This is a genomic window from Streptomyces hamibioticus (assembly GCF_047946815.1).
Classification (GTDB): Bacteria; Actinomycetota; Actinomycetes; order Streptomycetales; family Streptomycetaceae; genus Streptomyces.
This window is the reverse complement of record NZ_JBKKQY010000001.1, coordinates 1,192,251-1,207,958: the sequence shown is the minus strand read 5'-3', so window position 1 is coordinate 1,207,958 and position 15,708 is coordinate 1,192,251. Positions and strand designations below refer to the sequence as shown.

Below are 15,708 nucleotides of genomic sequence, written 5' to 3'. Positions count from 1 at the left end.
CGACAGGGGCGTCGCCATCGACCGGTGGGCGGCCGCTTCCTTAAGATCACCGGTACTGAATGCGGCCCGACGGGCTTCCCCACGGGGACATGCCCCCACCCGCACGAGTCACTCGTGCTCTGGGGGACCCACCTCGTGTCCATGCTCCTGCTCAAGCTGGCAGCGCAGGATCTGCTGACCTTGAATCAGCGTCGTCGTATGGTGCCGCACCTGGCGGCCAGATGGCGGTACTTCCGGGGCGCCGATGCCTCGCTGACGGAACGCTCCGCGTGGGCAGAGAGCCTCGTGCACCTCGCCGAAGACCTGGTCGCCGCCGAGCGTGGAAACGTGGAGATGATCGTCGAGTGCGCTGCCACCCTCGATGAGACCGACCGGCCCGGTGACCCGAGGCTCGTCGATGTCGTTCTCGTGGGCCGTCATCCTGAAGAGAGAACGCTCTCCGTTCAGCTCGTTGAGCTGAAGCGCTGGTCCATGGTGACCAGGGTGGAACGGGCCACAGCGGAGCTGGTTCACGTACCGGGGATGGGCGTCAAGAAGCACCCCGCTCTGCAATTACGCGAATACTACGAGGCGTTCACCAGCGGCAGGGGCCCACTGGGCGGGCTCGACTTCGAATGCGGCGGTTTCGCCTACCTGCACAACGCTTCGGGTGACGCGGTTCGGCCCTTGGTCGACGTGGACGCACCCACTGGCGCCTACGCCCGCGTCTACACGAACGACCGGCGTGAACAACTGTTGGCCGACCTCCGGAGACACTTCGCCGATGAGGGTGGGGCTTCGGCGGCCGAAATCCTGCTGCAGAAGATGGGCCTGCGCAATACACCGCTGCTCGACGCCATGATCCGCTCTCGCGGAGAAGACACGGTGTTCACCCTGCGCGGCCGGCAGAAGGAGGTCGCCGATCAGATCCTCGACACCGCCGCCAAGGTCTTGCCCGACCCCAGGTGTCCCGGGCTCGTGCCGGACGAGCGGCGCGTGGTCTTTCTGGTCACGGGCAGCGCCGGTACCGGGAAGAGTGCCATCGGCCTCCAGATCAAGGCCGAGTTGGAGGCCGATGGCCGCACCGTCAAGTACGCCAGCGGCAGCAGAGCCTTCAACGGCGCACTCCAGGAGCATGTGGGCTATGGGGACCGGCAGTTCAGGGAGACCTTCACCTACTTCAGCAACTTCGTCACCCCGCCGGACCCGCCGCTCGACGTGTTGATCTGCGACGAGGCTCACCGTCTGCGGGAGCGGTCGACCAACCGGTTCTGGCCGCCCGAACAGCAGGGAACGAAGCCACAGGTCGACGAACTTCTCGATGCCTCCCGTCTCACCGTCTTCTTCCTCGATGAAGGTCAGTCCCTTCGGCCGAAGGAGGTCGGCACCGTCGGGCTGATCGAAGACGCGGCGCGACGATACGGCGCGCATCTTCTTCGGTACCGACTCCAGGAGCAGTTCCGCTGTGGGGGCAGTGACGCCTACCTCCGCTGGGTACGTTCCGTGCTCGGCATGACGGACGAGGAACCGGGCCAGTGGACGCCGGACGGACTGATGCACCTCGAGGTGGCCGAGACCCCGGAAGAACTCGAACGAATCGTCCGCACAGAGGCCCTTGCCGGGGCGTCCGCACGTATGGTCGCGGGCTACTGCTGGCCGTGGACGAAGCCGATCGGCAAGGAAAAGCGGCTGGAGGCCGACGTACGCATCGGTGAATGGCACAGGCCGTGGAACGCGGACAGCGACTCGTTCTGCGAGAACGGAGCGCCACCTTCCAGGATCTGGGCTGTGCACGAGAAGGGACTCGACCAGATCGGCTGCGTCTATACGGCACAAGGACTCGAGTGGGACTGGTGCGGCGTGATCATGGGTGAGGACATGGTGCGTCGGGGTGACCGCTGGGAATTCCGCCGGGGCAAGGAGCGGAAGGACCCGGAGTCGGGTGTCAAGCGAGTCGCTGTGCCCGGATCGTTCGACCCAAAGGTGAAGCCCGGCAGCGTCGACGACCAGGAATTCGCCCGACTTGTCCGCCAGGCCTACTACGTGCTGATGACCCGGGCGAGCCGTGCCACAGTGCTCTATTCCACGGACGAGGAGACCCGGGCCTACCTGAACGGCCTGGTCGGCGAGGTCCAGATCCACGGGTTGCGTCCCACCTGGGAGAGCCTGCCGGAGGAGGCGCGCGTACCCCACCTGCCTCGGCCCCGCCGGGGGCGACGGCCTCGCAGGCGCAAGCAGGGCTCGGGCCCGCAGGCCCCCGATCTGCGGCTGTTCTGACGCGGCCGTCGGACGCGTGGAGTGGCGGGCTCACCGGGCCCGCCACCTGCCTGCGTCAGAGGACCAGGCGCGCTGCCGCAGTCAGGGCTGCCACCACGAGATTGGCGGCGACCCCCACGGCGACGTCGACCAGGATCTCGCAAAACCGGTTACGACGTGCAGGCTTGTACTCAACGGGGTTCACGGGTATCCACTCCTTGGCGTGAGCTGGGAATGGCAGGGACCGCCCTACCGGGCATCCGCACTCACACCGCGTTGTGCGCGCAGTGGAAACCACTCGTCAGCCACAGCCATGGACCGGCACGTGAACGCCGCCGACGTACCCTCCGGGAAGGTGCGCAGCGACGCATCACGTTAGTACAGCGCCAAGTGGGTGTCGTTGGTTTTCGGCCGCCGCGGGCACCCGGTCAGCCGGGCCGCCTGCTCGCGGCTCACCCTTGTCACGTCGATGTACCACTTCCTGAGTCCGCGGCCCCAGCGGGTGTCCGTGTGATCGCCGTGCGGCCGAAGGGGCGTTGATCACCAGAGACCCTTATTGCCTACGATGTGCAGGTGCAAGCCCGTGACTACGCCATCCGTCCCGCCACCCCCGCCGACCTCGACGCCGCCCGAGTCGTCATGCTCGACACCGTCTACCGCGACTTCGGTACCGGCTACGTCCCGCAATGGCACGGCGACATCATCGACCCGGCCGCCGCCTACCTCGTCCCCGCCCGGCACACCCTTCTCGTCGCCGCGGACCGGCGCGACGGTGCGGTCGTCGGGACCGGGGCGCTCGACTCCCGCGGTCCCGCGCACCCGCCCAACCCCTGGCATGTCGCCGAGCGTTACCCCTCCGGCGTGACCGCGCAGCTGCGGCGCGTCTATGTGCGGCCCGAGCACCGGCGGCGGGGGCTGGCCCGGCGGATCGTCGACGAGTTGCTCGCCTTCGCCGTCGCCGACGGCGGGTACCGCGCCGTCTATCTGCACACCGACCCCGCCGTCACCGGGGCCGAGCCGTTCTGGCGGTCGCTCGCCAAGGTCGTGCACGACGAGCGGGAGGACGCCGGGGGCGGACAGGGGATCGTGCATTTCGACGTGCCCATGGGGTGACGCGTGCCCGCGGGGTGTGTCGTGGCCATGGGGTGAGGGGGTCGGGAAGGGTGAGAGGGACGGGAGGAGGGGTGGGGTGATTATGGAAACGGTTTTCATGTAGAGTCACGCTTCGTCGGCCCAGCCAGCCGTCCTCCCCGTACGCCAAGACCGAACCAAGGACCATGCGCCCCCATCGCCACCCCCGCCTCCTCGCCGCCCTCCTGCTCGCCCCCCTGATATCCGGCTGCTTCGCTTCCGGCGGCGACAGCGGCGACGGTGCCGGCGCCGACGGCGAAGGTGCCCGGCTCCGGGTCGCGCTCGCCTTCCCGCCCGCCGAGAACCTCTCCCCGTACGGCGCCGACGCCACCATCCTCAGCCGGCTCGGTGTCACCGAAGGGCTGACCAAGCTCGACGCCAACGGCTCCGCCGCCCCCGCCCTCGCCGAGTCCTGGCGGCGCGACGGTGACCGTGCCTGGGAGTTCACGCTGCGCGAGGCCGCCTTCCAGGACGGGAGCGAAGTGACGCCCGCCGCCGTCGTCGGCTCGCTCGCCCACGCCGTCAAGGCCGAGCCCGCGCCCGCCGCCCTCGCCGGCGTCGGCCTCACGGCGAAGGCCGACGGCGACAGGGTCGTTCGGGTCACCACCGACACCCCCGACCCGATCCTTCCGCTGCGGCTCTCCAGCCCGAGCCTCGCCATCCTCTCCGGCGAGGCGTACAAGGCCTACGACAAGAGCGGTCGCGTCGACCCCGTAGGGACCGCCACCGGCCCCTTCGAGCTGACCGAGGTCAACGGCTCCAGCTCCGCCGAGCTGGCCCGGTTCGACGACTACTGGGGCGGACGCGCCCAGACCTCCGGCATCGACGCCCGTTTCATCGCCGACGGCACCGCCCGCGCCAACGCCCTGCGCACCGGCGAGGTCGACATCGCCGAGTCCGTACCCGTCGCCCAGGCCGCCACCCTCGACCCGGGCACCCGGCGGGACACCGCCACCGCGCGGACCACCAGCCTGCTGCTCAACGCCGGTTCCGGGCCCCTCGCCGACCCCGCGGTCCGCGCCGCCGCCCGTGCCGCCGTCGACACCTCCGTACTCGCCGAGGACGTGTACGAGGGGTACGCCGATCCCGGCGCCGGCGTCTACGGGCCCGCCGTGACCTGGGCCCAGGGGAAGCGGGACGAACCCGTGGGGCGGAGCGGGGCCGGCAGGCCCACCGGCGGAACCATCGACCTCGCCACCTACGACAACCGGCCTGAGCTGCCGGAACTCGCCCAGGTCGTCAAGCAGCAGCTGGAGAAGGCGGGCTTCAAGGTCAAGCTCACCGTTCGCGAGTACTCGCGGCTGGAAAGCGACGCCCTCGACGGGAAGTTCGACGCCTTCGTGCTGGCCCGCAACACCCTCGTCGACACCGGTGACCCCGTCGCCGTCCTCGCCTCCGACTACACCTGCGACGGCGGGTACAACATCGCCCAGCTGTGCGACAAGGACGTCGACCGGGCCGTCGCCGAGGCCGAGAAGACCGCCGACGGCGAGAAGCGGCAGGACGCCGCCATGGCCGCCGAGGCCCGGATCCTCGGCACCGACGCCGTCGTGCCGCTCGTCCACCAGCGGATCATCACAGGTGTCGCCGACTCCGTGCAGGGCGTGCTCCTCGACCCGTACGAGCGCACCCTCGTCGGCACGGGAACGCGGCGCTGACCCATGGGCCGGCAGATCGGCACCCTCCTCTGGCGGGTCCTGCTCGCGGCCGGACTCGTGTGCGGGATCGGGCTGTTGCCCTGGCTCACCCGCACCGACCCCGCGCTGACCGTCCTCAAGGCCCGGTCGGCCGAGCGCGATCCGACCCCCGAGGTGCTGGCCGCCATCCGCGCCCAGCTCGGGCTCGACGACGGGCCGCTGCGACTGCTCGGACAGTGGCTGGGCGGACTGCTGCGCGGGGACGCCGGGCGGTCCTGGATCTCGGGCTCCGAGGTGCTCCCCGACGTGCTCCGGGCGCTGGGCGCCTCGCTGTTGCTGATGGGTGTGGCGCTGCTCGTCGCCGCCGTCACCGCAGGGCTGGTCTGCGCCCGTACGCTCCGTCAGGGGGCCGGGCGCAGCCTCGACCCCCGGCGGCGCGGCGGAACGGGTTCCGCCGTGCTGGCCGCGCTGCCCGAGTTCCTCCTCGCCTCCGTCCTCGCCACCGTCGTCGGCGTCCAGCTCGGCTGGCTGCCCGCGCTCGGCTGGTACGGGCCGCAGTGGACCGTCCTGCCCGCGCTCGCCCTCGGCGTCCCCGCCGGGGCCGTCCTGGGGCGGCTGCTCGACGATCTGCTGCCCGGGGCCTTCGGTGAGCCCTGGGCGGTGGCCGCCACGGCCCGTGGCCTGACGGGGCGCCGGGTCGCCCGGATGGCGGTGCGCCGGTGCGTGCCCGCGCTGCTGCCCAACCTCAGCCTCTTCGTCGTCGGCCTCACCGGTGGCGCCGTCGCCGTCGAGCAGATCTTCGACATCCCCGGGCTCGGACGCACCACCCTCCAGGCCGCCCTCGCCCAGGACCTGCCCGTCCTCCAGGCCGGCACCCTCGCCCTCGTGCTGCTCGCCGCCCTCGCGTCCGGCGCCGCGCGGCTCGCCGCCCGGCTACTCGTCGGGCCCGCCCTGCGCGACGGCGCCCTGCCCACCCTGCACCGGCCGGCACCGCGCGCCCGCGCCCTCACACCCCTGTTCCACGCCGCCGCGCTGCTCGCCGTCATCGGGCTCGGCCTGCCTCGCGACCCCCTCGCCGTCAGCACCGGCGACCGGCTCCGGCCGCCGTCCTGGGAGCACCCCTTCGGAACCGACGCCCTCGGCCGCGATCTGCTCGCCCGGGTCGGCCACGGTGCCCTCGACACCCTGCTGCTCGCCCTCGCCATCACCGCCGCGGCCCTGATCATCGGGGTGTTGCTCGGGCTCGTCCCCCAGGTCTCCGGGCCGCTGGTCGACACCGTCAACGCCGTGCCGCCCGTGCTCGCCGCGCTCCTGGTCACCGCCGTCGCGGGCAGCGGCGCCACCACCCCCGCGTTCGCCGTGACGGTCGTCGCCTGGGCGCCGCTGGCCGCCCACACCTCGTCGCTGCTGGTGCAGGAGCGGGCGGCACTGCATGTCCTGGCCGCCCGTGCGATCGGCGCCGGGCCCTGGTACCTGCTGCGCCGGGAGATCCTGCCCGCCGTCCTGCCGCCCGTCCTCCGGCACGCACTGCTGCGGCTGCCCGGCGTCGCCCTCGCCCTGGCCTCCCTCGGCTTCCTCGGCCTGGGCGCCCAGCCGCCGTCCCCCGAGTGGGGCCTGCTGCTCGCCGAGAACCAGCCCTACGCCGAACGCGCCCCCTGGGCCGTCCTCGCCCCCGCCGCCGTCCTCGCGCTGCTCGGCGCCCTGGCGGTCACCGCGGCCGGGGGAGTGCGGCTGCCGCGGCGGACCCGGCGCCGTACGGCCGCCGCGGCAGCCATCCCGGCGGCCGTGACGGAGGAGCAGAAGGAACCGGCGGTGGTCGGATGACCCCGCCGTCCACCCCACCGCCGCTCCCGCCGTCCACCCCGCCGCCGAGCCCGTCGTCCACCCCCTCGTCGACCGGGTGCCGCGCCAACGCCGGCCGCACCCGGCTCTCGCCGCTCCTCCGGCTGCTGATCCTCACTCAGTTCGCCTTCAACATCGGCTTCTACGTCGTCCTGCCCTTCCTCGCCGAACACCTCGGACGGTCCGTCGGCATGGCCGGCTGGCTGGTCGGGTTCGTGCTCGGGCTGCGGACGTTCAGCCAGCAGGGGCTGTTCGTGGTCGGCGGGGCGCTGGCCGACCGCTACGGCATCCGGCCCGTCGTGCTCACCGGATGCGTGCTGCGGATCGCCGGGTTCGCCTGGCTCGGGTACGCCGAGCGGACCTGGGCCGTCGTCGCCGCCGTGCTGCTCATCGGGTTCGCCGCCGCGCTGTTCTCGCCCGCCGTCGAGTCCGAGGTCGCCCGGCAGGCGGTCGCCCGGGAGGAGGCGGGCGGCGGCTCCCGTACCCGCGTACTCGCGCTGTTCACCGTCGCCGGGCAGGCCGGGGCGTTCGTCGGGCCGCTGCTCGGCGCGCTGCTGCTGGGCGTGGACTTCCGTACCGCCTGCCTGGCCGGGGCCGGGATCTTCGTCCTCGTCCTGGCCGGGCATGTCTGGCTGCTGCCGCAGCACATTCCCGGGCGGGAGCGCGTCCGGGTCCGGGGCGGCGTACGGCTGCTGCTGCGCAACCGGCGCTTCCTGGCGCTGTGCTGCGCCTACGGCGCCTACCTCCTCGCCTACAACCAGCTCTACCTCGCCCTGCCCGCCGAAGTGGAGCGGGCCGCGGGCTCGCAGGCGCCGCTCGCCTGGCTGTTCGCGCTGTCCTCGCTGCTGGTGGTGACCGCCCAGCTGCCGGTCACCCGGTGGGCGGGGGAGCGGCTGACGCTGCGCCGGTCGATGGCGGCGGGGCTGGTGCTGATCGCGGCCGGGTTCGCGGTCGTCGCGCTCGCCCGGCCCGCCGGGTGGACCGGGACGGCCGGGCTGCTGCCCGCCACCGGGTTCGTCGTCCTGCTCACCCTCGGCCAGATGCTGGTCGCACCCGTCGCCCGCGCCTGGGTGCCCGACCTCGCGGAGGAGGGACGCCTCGGTCTGTACACGGGGGCGCTGTCGTCGGTCTCCGGGCTCATCGTGCTGGCCGGCAGTTCGGCGAGCGGCACCCTGCTGGACAGTGGACTGCCGGGCGCCGTGCCGTGGCTGGTGCTGGCGGCGGTTCCGCTGCTGGCGGTGGGGGTGCTGCCCCGGGGTGGTGAGGGGCGTGGTGTCGATGAGGGGCGTGGTGGCCTTGGCGGCCCTGGTGGTGGTGTCCGCGGCGGTCCTGCCCCGGGGCGGTGAGGGGCGGGCGCGGGGTGACGAGGCCGGCGACGGCCGGTCCGGTCATTGAGAGCCCGGTCATTGAGAGCCCGGTCACTGACAGGCCGGTCACTGAGAGACCAGGTCCCGCATCTGTGCCATGGTGGCACCGGCGAAGGGGCGTCCGGTCCGTGCCCTCCGCCACAGCCACCGCACGTCCCGGCCGAAGGACCACACCAGCAGCCCCAGCGCCAGCAGCACCACACCGGCGTTGACCGCGTGCGGCAGCAGCCGGGCGCCCGCCACCAGCAGCAGCACCCCCTGGAGCGCGGCCACCGTCTTGCGGGCCGTGCTCGGCGGCAGCGGGGCGGTCAGCCACGGCCACAGCCGGGCCGCGGCGACGAACACGTACCGCATGCCGCCGATCAGCAGCACCCACGGGCCCAGATCCATGGCCACGTACACGCTGAGCACCAGGATCAGGAACGCGTCGACCTCCATGTCGAAGCGGGCGCCCAGCGGTGTCGAGGTGCCGGTGCGGCGGGCCACCTTGCCGTCGACGCCGTCCAGGATCAGCGCCACCGCCGTCAGACCCACGAACAGCGTCACCGGCGGGGTGCTGAAGAACGAGTCCGCGACCAGCGCCGTCACCCCGCCGACCAGGGTGGCCCGGCCCAGGGTGACCCGGTTGGCCGGACCGAAGGCGCGCGGACGGGTCCGGTGCAGGGCACGGGAGAGCACCGCCCAGGTGGCGAACGCGAAGACGAGGCCGGTCAGCCAGCCCGCCGGGCCCATGCCGATCGCCGAGCCGAGCAGCGCCAGCAGCAGCACCTGCACGCCCGCGCCCACGGCGGTCTCCTGTTGAACGGGCCTCGCGTCGTAACTGTTGTTCAGGGCCACCGAACACCCTCCGGCCGAGTGACAGAGTCGATCAACGCCGCTACCTTGTGCGCGGCCCGTGCATCCCTCGGTACGCAGGCGGCTTCCCGATCGTTCAGGAGGACCACGATGAACCGCACCGCCGCAGCCTTCTGGCTCGACTCGCCGGGACGGGCGGGGATCCGGCCGGTGGAGCTGCCGGAACGGGGCGAGGACGACGTGGTCGTGCGCACCCTCTACACCGGTGTCAGCCGCGGCACGGAGACCCTCGTCTTCGGCGGCCGGGTACCCGAGAGCCAGTACGCGGCGATGCGCGCGCCGTTCCAGGAGGGCGACTTCCCCGGGCCGGTGAAGTACGGCTACCTCAGTGTGGGCGTGGTCGAGGAGGGCCCCGAGGCGCTCGCCGGACGCACCGTCTTCTGCCTCTACCCGCACCAGAGCCGCTACGTCGTCCCGGCCGCCGCCGTGACCGTGGTGCCGGACTCCGTGCCCGCTGCCCGCGCCGTGCTCGCCGGGACGGTGGAGACCGCCGTCAACGCCCTGTGGGACGCGGCACCGCTGGTCGGCGACCGGGTCACCGTGGTCGGCGGCGGCATGGTCGGCTGCTCGGTGGCCGCCCTGCTGGCCCGCTTCCCCGGCGTCCGCGTGCAGTTGGTCGACGCCGACCCGGACCGGGCCCGGATCGCCACGGCACTCGGCATCGGCTTCGCCGGCCCCGAGGACGCACTCGGCGACCGGGACCTCGTCGTGCACGCCAGCGCCACCGAACAGGGCCTGGCCCGCTCCCTGGAACTGCTGCGCCCCGAGGGCACCGTCGTCGAACTGAGCTGGTACGGCGACCGGCGCGTCGCCCTCCCGCTCGGCGAGGCCTTCCACTCCCGGCGCCTGACCGTCCGCAGCAGCCAGGTCGGCACCGTGTCCCCGAGGGCGGCGGGGCGCACGTACGCCGACCGGCTCGCCCTCGCCCTCGACCTGCTCGCCGACCCCGCCCTGGACGCCCTCGTCACCGGCGAGTCCGCCTTCGAGGAGCTGCCGGAGGTGATGCCGAGGCTCGCCTCGGGGGAGATCCCCGCCCTCTGCCACCGCATCCGGTACGCCTGACCGCCGGACACCGCATCCGATACCGCTGACCTGTCCGAACCGATCGGATCAGGCGGCGACGGAGCTGAACACGGGCAGGGAACAAGCCGTACTACACGGCATCCCGCGCAGCGAGCAGCGGGGCATCAGACGCGCCACACCTGGAGGGTCGTCCGTTGTTCAGCATCACCGTCCGCGATCACATCATGGTCGCCCACAGCTTCCGCGGCGAGGTCTTCGGGCCCGCGCAGCGCCTGCACGGAGCGACGTTCCTGGTGGACGCCACGTTCCGGCGCGAACAGCTGGACGAGGACAACATCGTCGTCGACATCGGGCTGGCCTCCCGCGAACTGGGAGCCGTCGTCGGCGAACTGAACTACCGCAACCTCGACAACGAGCCCGAGTTCGCCGGCATCAACACCTCCACCGAGTTCCTGGCCAAGGTCGTCGCCGACCGGCTCGCCGAGCGCATCCACAAGGGCGCGCTGGGCGAGGGCGCCAAGGGCCTGGCGGGGCTCACCGTCACCCTGCACGAGTCGCACATCGCCTGGGCGAGTTACGAGCGTGCGCTGTGACCGGGACGACCGCCGGCGGGACCGGCACCGCGCCCGACGCCCGCTTCGGCGCTTCGACCGGCGCCGGTGCCTTGTTCGGTACGCGTGCCCCGTCCGGTACGAGCATCTCGTCCGGTACAAGCATCTCGTCCGGAGTGAGCATCTCGTCCGGTGCGAGCATCTCGTCCGGAGTGAGCATCTCGTCCGGTACGAGCATCTCATCCGGTGCGAGCATCTCGTCCGGTACGGGTGTCTCGTCCGGCGGCAGCAAGCGGGACCGGCCGGCGTACGTACCCGTACAGGTGTCCGCCCCGAGGAACGGCGAGATCATCCCCATGTCCCTGCGCTCCGTGCACTTCGTCATGCCGGCCGGCGTCGACGACCCGGCCGCACCGAGCGGCGGCAACGCCTACGACCGACGGGTCTGCCTGGACCTGCCCGCCTTCGGCTGGCGGGTGCGCCGGACCGTCGTGGCCGGTGACTGGCCGCGCCCGGACCAGGCCGCCCGCACCGAACTGGCGCGCGCCCTGCGCCGGTTGCCGGACGGCGCGGTCGTCCTGCTGGACGGGCTCGTCGCCTGCGGTGTCCCCGAGGTCGTCGTCCCGGAGGCCGAACGGCTGGCCCTGACCGTCCTCGTCCACCTCCCGCTCGGCGACGAGACCGGCCTCGACCCGGCCGTCGCCGCCGAGCTGGACGCCCGCGAGCGCGCGGTGCTGCGTGCGGTACCGGCCGTCGTCGTGACCAGCGATTGGGCCGTCCGCCGCCTCGTCTCCCACCACGGGCTCGACCCCGGCCGGGTGCATGTCGCCGCCCCGGGCGCCGACATCGCGCCCGTCGCGCCCGGCACCGACGGCGTCTCCCGGTTGCTGTGCGTCGCCGCGGTGACGCCGCGCAAGGGGCAGCACCGGCTGGTGGAGGCCCTGGCAGCGGTGGCGGACCTGCCGTGGAGCTGCGTGTGCGTCGGCGGGCTGGGCCAGGACCCGGCGTACGTCGACCGGCTGCGGACGCAGATCCGTTCGTCCGGCCTCCAGGACCGGTTGACGCTGGCGGGGCCGCTGACCGGCGCCGATCTCGACGCCGCCTACGCCGCCGCCGACCTCATGGTGCTCACGTCGTACGCCGAGACCTACGGCATGGCGGTCACCGAGGCGCTGGCGCGCGGCATCCCGGTGCTGGCCACGGACGTGGGCGGCATCCCGGAGGCCGTCGGCCGCGCGCCCGACGGCGGGGTGCCCGGCATCCTCGTGCCTCCGGAGGGCCCGGCCGCCCTCGCCGCCGAACTGCGCGGCTGGTTCGGCGAGGCGGACGTACGACGCCGGCTGAAGGCCGCCGCCCGGAGCCGCCGCGCGGGTCTGGGCGGCTGGGCGACCACGGCACAGAGCCTGGCCGGAGTACTGCGCGGGCTGTCGGGCGGACCACGGAGGACGGCATGAGGAAGACGGCGACGACGAGCGGGGCGATTCCGGCGCAGCCGGGCCCCGGGGACGTGGGTCAGGCTGCTGAAGCGGCTGCCGGTGCGGCTGCGGAGAAGGGCGGGTCCAGCGGCGCGTCCAGGGGTGCGACGAGCGGTGCGCGCAGCGGCTCGTCCCGGGGTGCGTCCAACGGCTCGTCCGGAGGCGCGTCCAGGGGAGGGCACGACATCATGCCCGGCGCAGGCCCTGCGGCCCCCGCAGGCCCGGGCGCCCGCACCGGCGGCCGGCCGGGCGACGGGCTCGGTGTCCGGCTCGGTGGGGCGCCCGGCGTTCGCCTCGGTGACGGACCCGGCGTTCGGATCGGCGCCGGCCCCGTCCTCCGGGTCGGCGCCGGAACCACCACCGCGGCCGGCGATGCGCTCACCGGCCAGGCCGCCGAGGGGCCCGCCCGAGTGCCTGGCAACCCGGCCGACGACCGGGCCGGTGATCGCGCCGACAACCGCGCCGACAACCGCGCCGGCAACCGGGCTCCCGACCGGGCCTACGACCGAGCCGACGACCGGACCACCCTGCGCCTGCGTGAGACCGGCCCCGACGAGCCGCCCCGCTACGCACCCGAGTGGCTGCGGCTGCGCGAGGGTGCTGACGCCGCCGCGCGGGCGCACGACCTGCTCGATCCCCTGCGGATCAGGCTCGCCAACCTGCCCCGGTCCTCGCGTGGGCTGGTCGTGCACGACGTGGGCTGCGGCACCGGCTCCATGGGGCGCTGGCTCGCCCCGCTGCTCGACGGCGCCCAGCACTGGATCCTGCACGACCGCGACCCCTGTCTCCTGCACTTCGCCGCCGTCGGCGCCCCGCGTTCGGCCGCCGACGGCAGCCGGGTCACCGTCGAGACCCGCCGCGGCGACATCGTCCGGCTCACCCCGGACGCCCTGCACGGCGCGTCCCTGGTCACGGCGTCCGCGCTGCTCGACGTCCTGACCGCCGAGGAGGCCGGTACGCTCGCCGCCGCCTGCGCGGGCGCCGGCTGCCCCGCGCTGCTGACCCTCTCCGTGGCCGGACGTGTGGAACTCACCCCGGCGCACCCGCTGGACGCCGAGATCACCGAGGCGTTCAACGCCCACCAGCGGCGTGACGGCCTGCTCGGCCCGGACGCGGCGACGGTGGCGGCGGACGCCTTCACGGCGCACGGTGCGACGGTGCGACTGGCGCCCAGCCTCTGGCGGCTCGGGCCGGCCGACGCCGCGCTGACCGCCCAGTGGCTGCGCGGCTGGGTCGGTGCGGCGGTCGAGCAGCGCCCCGGACTGCGTGAGCGCGCCGACCGGTATCTGACGGAGCGCCTCGCGGTCTGTGACGCGGGGGAGTTGCGGGTGGTCGTCCACCACCACGACCTGTTGGCGCTGTGCCGTCCGACGGGCGCCGCCGCATGAGCGCCCGGACGGCACCGGCTCTGACACCGGCCTGTGCACCGGCTTCAGCGGCGGCGACGCGGCTCCGTACCGGTACGGCTACCCGGCCCGGTACGGCTTCCCGCCCAGGTACGGCTGACCGCCCCGGTACGGCTGACCGCCCCGGTACGGCGCCCGGCGTAGGCCGGCCCCGCACCGACCCGATCCCCGATGCGGGAGCCGAGGCCTCGCCGCATGCGACCGCCGACGCCGCACCCCGCACGACCACCGCCCCCGAAACCCGCACCCCGACCCACCAGGACCGTGCCACCACGGCCCCCACTCACGTACCTCACGCACCGCACCGCCGCGCCCCCGCCGCACCCGCACTGCGCGCCCACCTCGGCACCCTGGCCGGTGCCGCGATCCTCGCCGTGCTGCTGTGGCGGCTGGGCACCGGCCCGCTGCTGGACGGGCTGCGCCGGATCGACGCGGTGACGCTGCTCGCGGCGGTCGGGATCGGCCTGGTCACCACGGTGTTCAGCGCCTGGCGGTGGGCCCTGGTCGCCCGCGGCCTGCGTATCAGGCTGCCGCTGGGACCGGCCGTGGCCGACTACTACCGCGCGCTGTTCCTCAACGCGACCCTGCCCGGCGGCATCCTCGGCGACGTGCACCGAGCGGTACGGCACGGGCACAGCGAGGGCGACCGCGGGCGGGGCGTGAAGGCGGTCGTCCTGGAGCGGACGGCCGGACAGCTCACCCTGATGGGGGTCGGCGCGGTGGTGCTGCTGACGATGCCGTCCCCGGTACTGGACGCGACCCGGCACGTCACGCCCCTCGTGGCGGCGGCCGTGCTGGGCGCCCTCGCGGTCGTGACCGCGCTGCGGATGAACCGGACCTCCGCGCGGCGCGGCGGCGCCCTGCGCAGGGTGCTCGGCGAGACCCGCCGGGGGCTGCTGTCCCGGCGTACCCGGCCGGGGGTCATGGTGTCGTCGCTCGTCGTCCTCGCCGGACACCTGGCGATGTTCGTACTGGCCGCCCGGGTCGCCGGAATCGCCGCACCCGTGGCCGTGCTGCTGCCGCTGGCGGTGCTGGCGCTGCTCGCGATGGGGCTGCCGCTGAACGTCGCCGGCTGGGGGCCCCGCGAGGGCGTCACCGCCTGGGCGTTCGGCGCGGCCGGACTGGGTGCGGGCAGCGGGCTCTCAGTGGCGGTGGTGTACGGGGTGCTCAGCTTCGCGGCGAGCCTGCCGGGCGTCGTGGTCCTCGTCGCCCGCCGGGGCGCACGGCGCACGGACCGCGCCCGGCGGGCCGTCTCCGGGACGGCCCCGACCACCGCGGAGCCGCCGGCCGGGCACTACGACCGGTCGCGGCCCGCCTGGCCCTCCGCGCCCCCGCTGCCCGACTCCCCGCCGTCCGGGGCCGTCAGCAGGGAGAAACACGCGCCGAAGGATTCCGCGAGGCTCGCCAGCAGTTGCTTCCCCTTTTCCGCCGAACCCAGTGAAGGACGTCCGATGACACCGGAATCGGTATAGGCGGACATACCGAGGGAGAGCAGATGACGCCGGTCGTCCGCGACGAAGTCGGAGGATTCGTACCCCGGCCGGAGAAATTCCGGATGGGCGTGCAGCAGAACGGAGGTCTCGATTTCCCCCGCGTGCATGTCGGTGAGCAGCGAGGTGACCACACCGGCCCGCACCCGCGCCTCCTCCCAGTCCTCCGGGGCCGGGAACAGCGCCATGCGCTCACCGCGCGCGGAGGCCTCCTGCACGACGTTGCCCAGGACGTAGTTGCCCCCGTGGCCGTTGACCACCGCCAGCGCCTCGACGCCCGAGCGGCGCAGCGAGTCCGCGATGTCCCGCACCACCGCGTGCAGGGTTGCCGCGGAGATGCTGACGGTCCCCGGCCAGGCCGCGTGCTCGTGCGAGCAGGAGATGGTCACCGGCGGAAGCAGGTGCACCGGATGAGCGGCGGCGATCTCCCGCGCGACGGCACACGCGACCAGCGTGTCGGTGGCGAGCGGGAGGTACGGGCCGTGCTGCTCGAAGCTGCCGACGGGCAGGACCGCGACCTGCCGCCGCTGCTCCGCCCCCCGCCGGCGCACGTCGTCGGTGGTGTCCGCCGGCACCAGGGCCGTCTGTGTCTGTGAACGGCTCATTCCCGCCCGGCCTTTCATCTCGCCCACCAGAAACTCCCCGTTCAGGATTCCCAGTCCGGTCGGCCAGTCCCGGAACTCCCCTTTGAGGAAC

Annotated in this window: 12 protein-coding genes and 1 pseudogene; 10 read left to right on the top strand and 3 right to left on the bottom strand. The window is 73.6% G+C overall.

Features of this window, described 5'->3' with window-relative positions; genetic code table 11:
• Nucleotides 1-141 precede the first annotated feature (141 nt).
• A complete protein-coding gene (locus ACLGIH_RS05485) occupies nt 142-2,256 on the top strand; it encodes a DUF2075 domain-containing protein (protein ID WP_416524076.1) in 2,115 nt (704 codons plus the stop codon).
• 55 nt (nt 2,257-2,311) lie between these two features.
• On the opposite strand, the gene ACLGIH_RS05480 is transcribed toward ACLGIH_RS05485, so the two are convergent.
• Nucleotides 2,312-2,440, bottom strand: coding sequence for a DUF6408 family protein (locus ACLGIH_RS05480; protein ID WP_416524075.1), 129 nt, complete (start codon nt 2,438-2,440; stop codon nt 2,312-2,314).
• Nucleotides 2,441-2,874: 434 nt separating this feature from the next.
• Here ACLGIH_RS05480 and ACLGIH_RS05475 point away from each other — a divergent pair, with 434 nt between their 5' ends.
• From ACLGIH_RS05475 to ACLGIH_RS05460, 4 genes are all read left to right on the top strand, one after another.
• Nucleotides 2,875-3,348: a GNAT family N-acetyltransferase gene (locus ACLGIH_RS05475; protein WP_416529291.1), complete on the top strand. Its 474-nt coding sequence runs from the start codon at nt 2,875-2,877 to the stop codon at nt 3,346-3,348.
• Nucleotides 3,349-3,512: 164 nt separating this feature from the next.
• The gene (locus ACLGIH_RS05470; RefSeq protein WP_416524074.1) at nt 3,513-5,024 is read left to right on the top strand and encodes an ABC transporter substrate-binding protein; all 1,512 of its coding nucleotides are present in this window, start codon (nt 3,513-3,515) and stop codon (nt 5,022-5,024) included.
• A gap of 3 nt (nt 5,025-5,027) precedes the next feature.
• Complete coding sequence (locus ACLGIH_RS05465) at nt 5,028-6,827, top strand: ABC transporter permease subunit (protein ID WP_416524073.1); 1,800 nt, start codon at nt 5,028-5,030, stop codon at nt 6,825-6,827.
• The gene (locus tag ACLGIH_RS05460; RefSeq protein ID WP_416524072.1) at nt 6,824-8,191 is read left to right on the top strand and encodes an MDR family MFS transporter; all 1,368 of its coding nucleotides are present in this window, start codon (nt 6,824-6,826) and stop codon (nt 8,189-8,191) included. Before ACLGIH_RS05465 ends, ACLGIH_RS05460 begins: the two co-directional genes overlap by 4 nt.
• A gap of 87 nt (nt 8,192-8,278) precedes the next feature.
• Here the strand turns inward: ACLGIH_RS05460 and ACLGIH_RS05455 are convergent, their stop codons facing one another.
• A complete protein-coding gene (locus ACLGIH_RS05455) occupies nt 8,279-9,049 on the bottom strand; it encodes a CDP-alcohol phosphatidyltransferase family protein (protein ID WP_416524071.1) in 771 nt (256 codons plus the stop codon).
• 108 nt (nt 9,050-9,157) lie between these two features.
• On the opposite strand from ACLGIH_RS05455, the gene ACLGIH_RS05450 reads away from it, so the two are divergent.
• From ACLGIH_RS05450 to ACLGIH_RS05430, 5 genes and pseudogenes are all read left to right on the top strand, one after another.
• Nucleotides 9,158-10,129 (top strand): zinc-dependent alcohol dehydrogenase, encoded by a 972-nt coding sequence (locus tag ACLGIH_RS05450; RefSeq protein ID WP_416524070.1) that lies wholly within the window; start codon nt 9,158-9,160, stop codon nt 10,127-10,129.
• A 155-nt stretch (nt 10,130-10,284) separates the two neighbouring features.
• Complete coding sequence (locus ACLGIH_RS05445; RefSeq protein ID WP_416524069.1) at nt 10,285-10,683, top strand: 6-pyruvoyl trahydropterin synthase family protein; 399 nt, start codon at nt 10,285-10,287, stop codon at nt 10,681-10,683.
• A gap of 212 nt (nt 10,684-10,895) precedes the next feature.
• Nucleotides 10,896-12,095 carry a glycosyltransferase family 4 protein gene (locus ACLGIH_RS05440; protein ID WP_416529290.1) on the top strand — a complete coding sequence of 400 codons (1,200 nt, stop codon included), beginning with the start codon at nt 10,896-10,898 and terminating at the stop codon, nt 12,093-12,095.
• Nucleotides 12,096-12,304: 209 nt separating this feature from the next.
• Nucleotides 12,305-13,504 carry a hypothetical protein gene (locus tag ACLGIH_RS05435; RefSeq protein ID WP_416524068.1) on the top strand — a complete coding sequence of 400 codons (1,200 nt, stop codon included), beginning with the start codon at nt 12,305-12,307 and terminating at the stop codon, nt 13,502-13,504.
• Nucleotides 13,501-14,646, top strand: a pseudogene (locus tag ACLGIH_RS05430) (lysylphosphatidylglycerol synthase transmembrane domain-containing protein); the annotation flags it as partial. The gene ACLGIH_RS05435 and the pseudogene ACLGIH_RS05430, both read left to right, overlap by 4 nt.
• A gap of 170 nt (nt 14,647-14,816) precedes the next feature.
• On the opposite strand, the gene ACLGIH_RS05425 reads toward ACLGIH_RS05430, so the two are convergent.
• Complete coding sequence (locus tag ACLGIH_RS05425) at nt 14,817-15,617, bottom strand: creatininase family protein (protein WP_416524067.1); 801 nt, start codon at nt 15,615-15,617, stop codon at nt 14,817-14,819.
• Nucleotides 15,618-15,708: the final 91 nt, after the last annotated feature.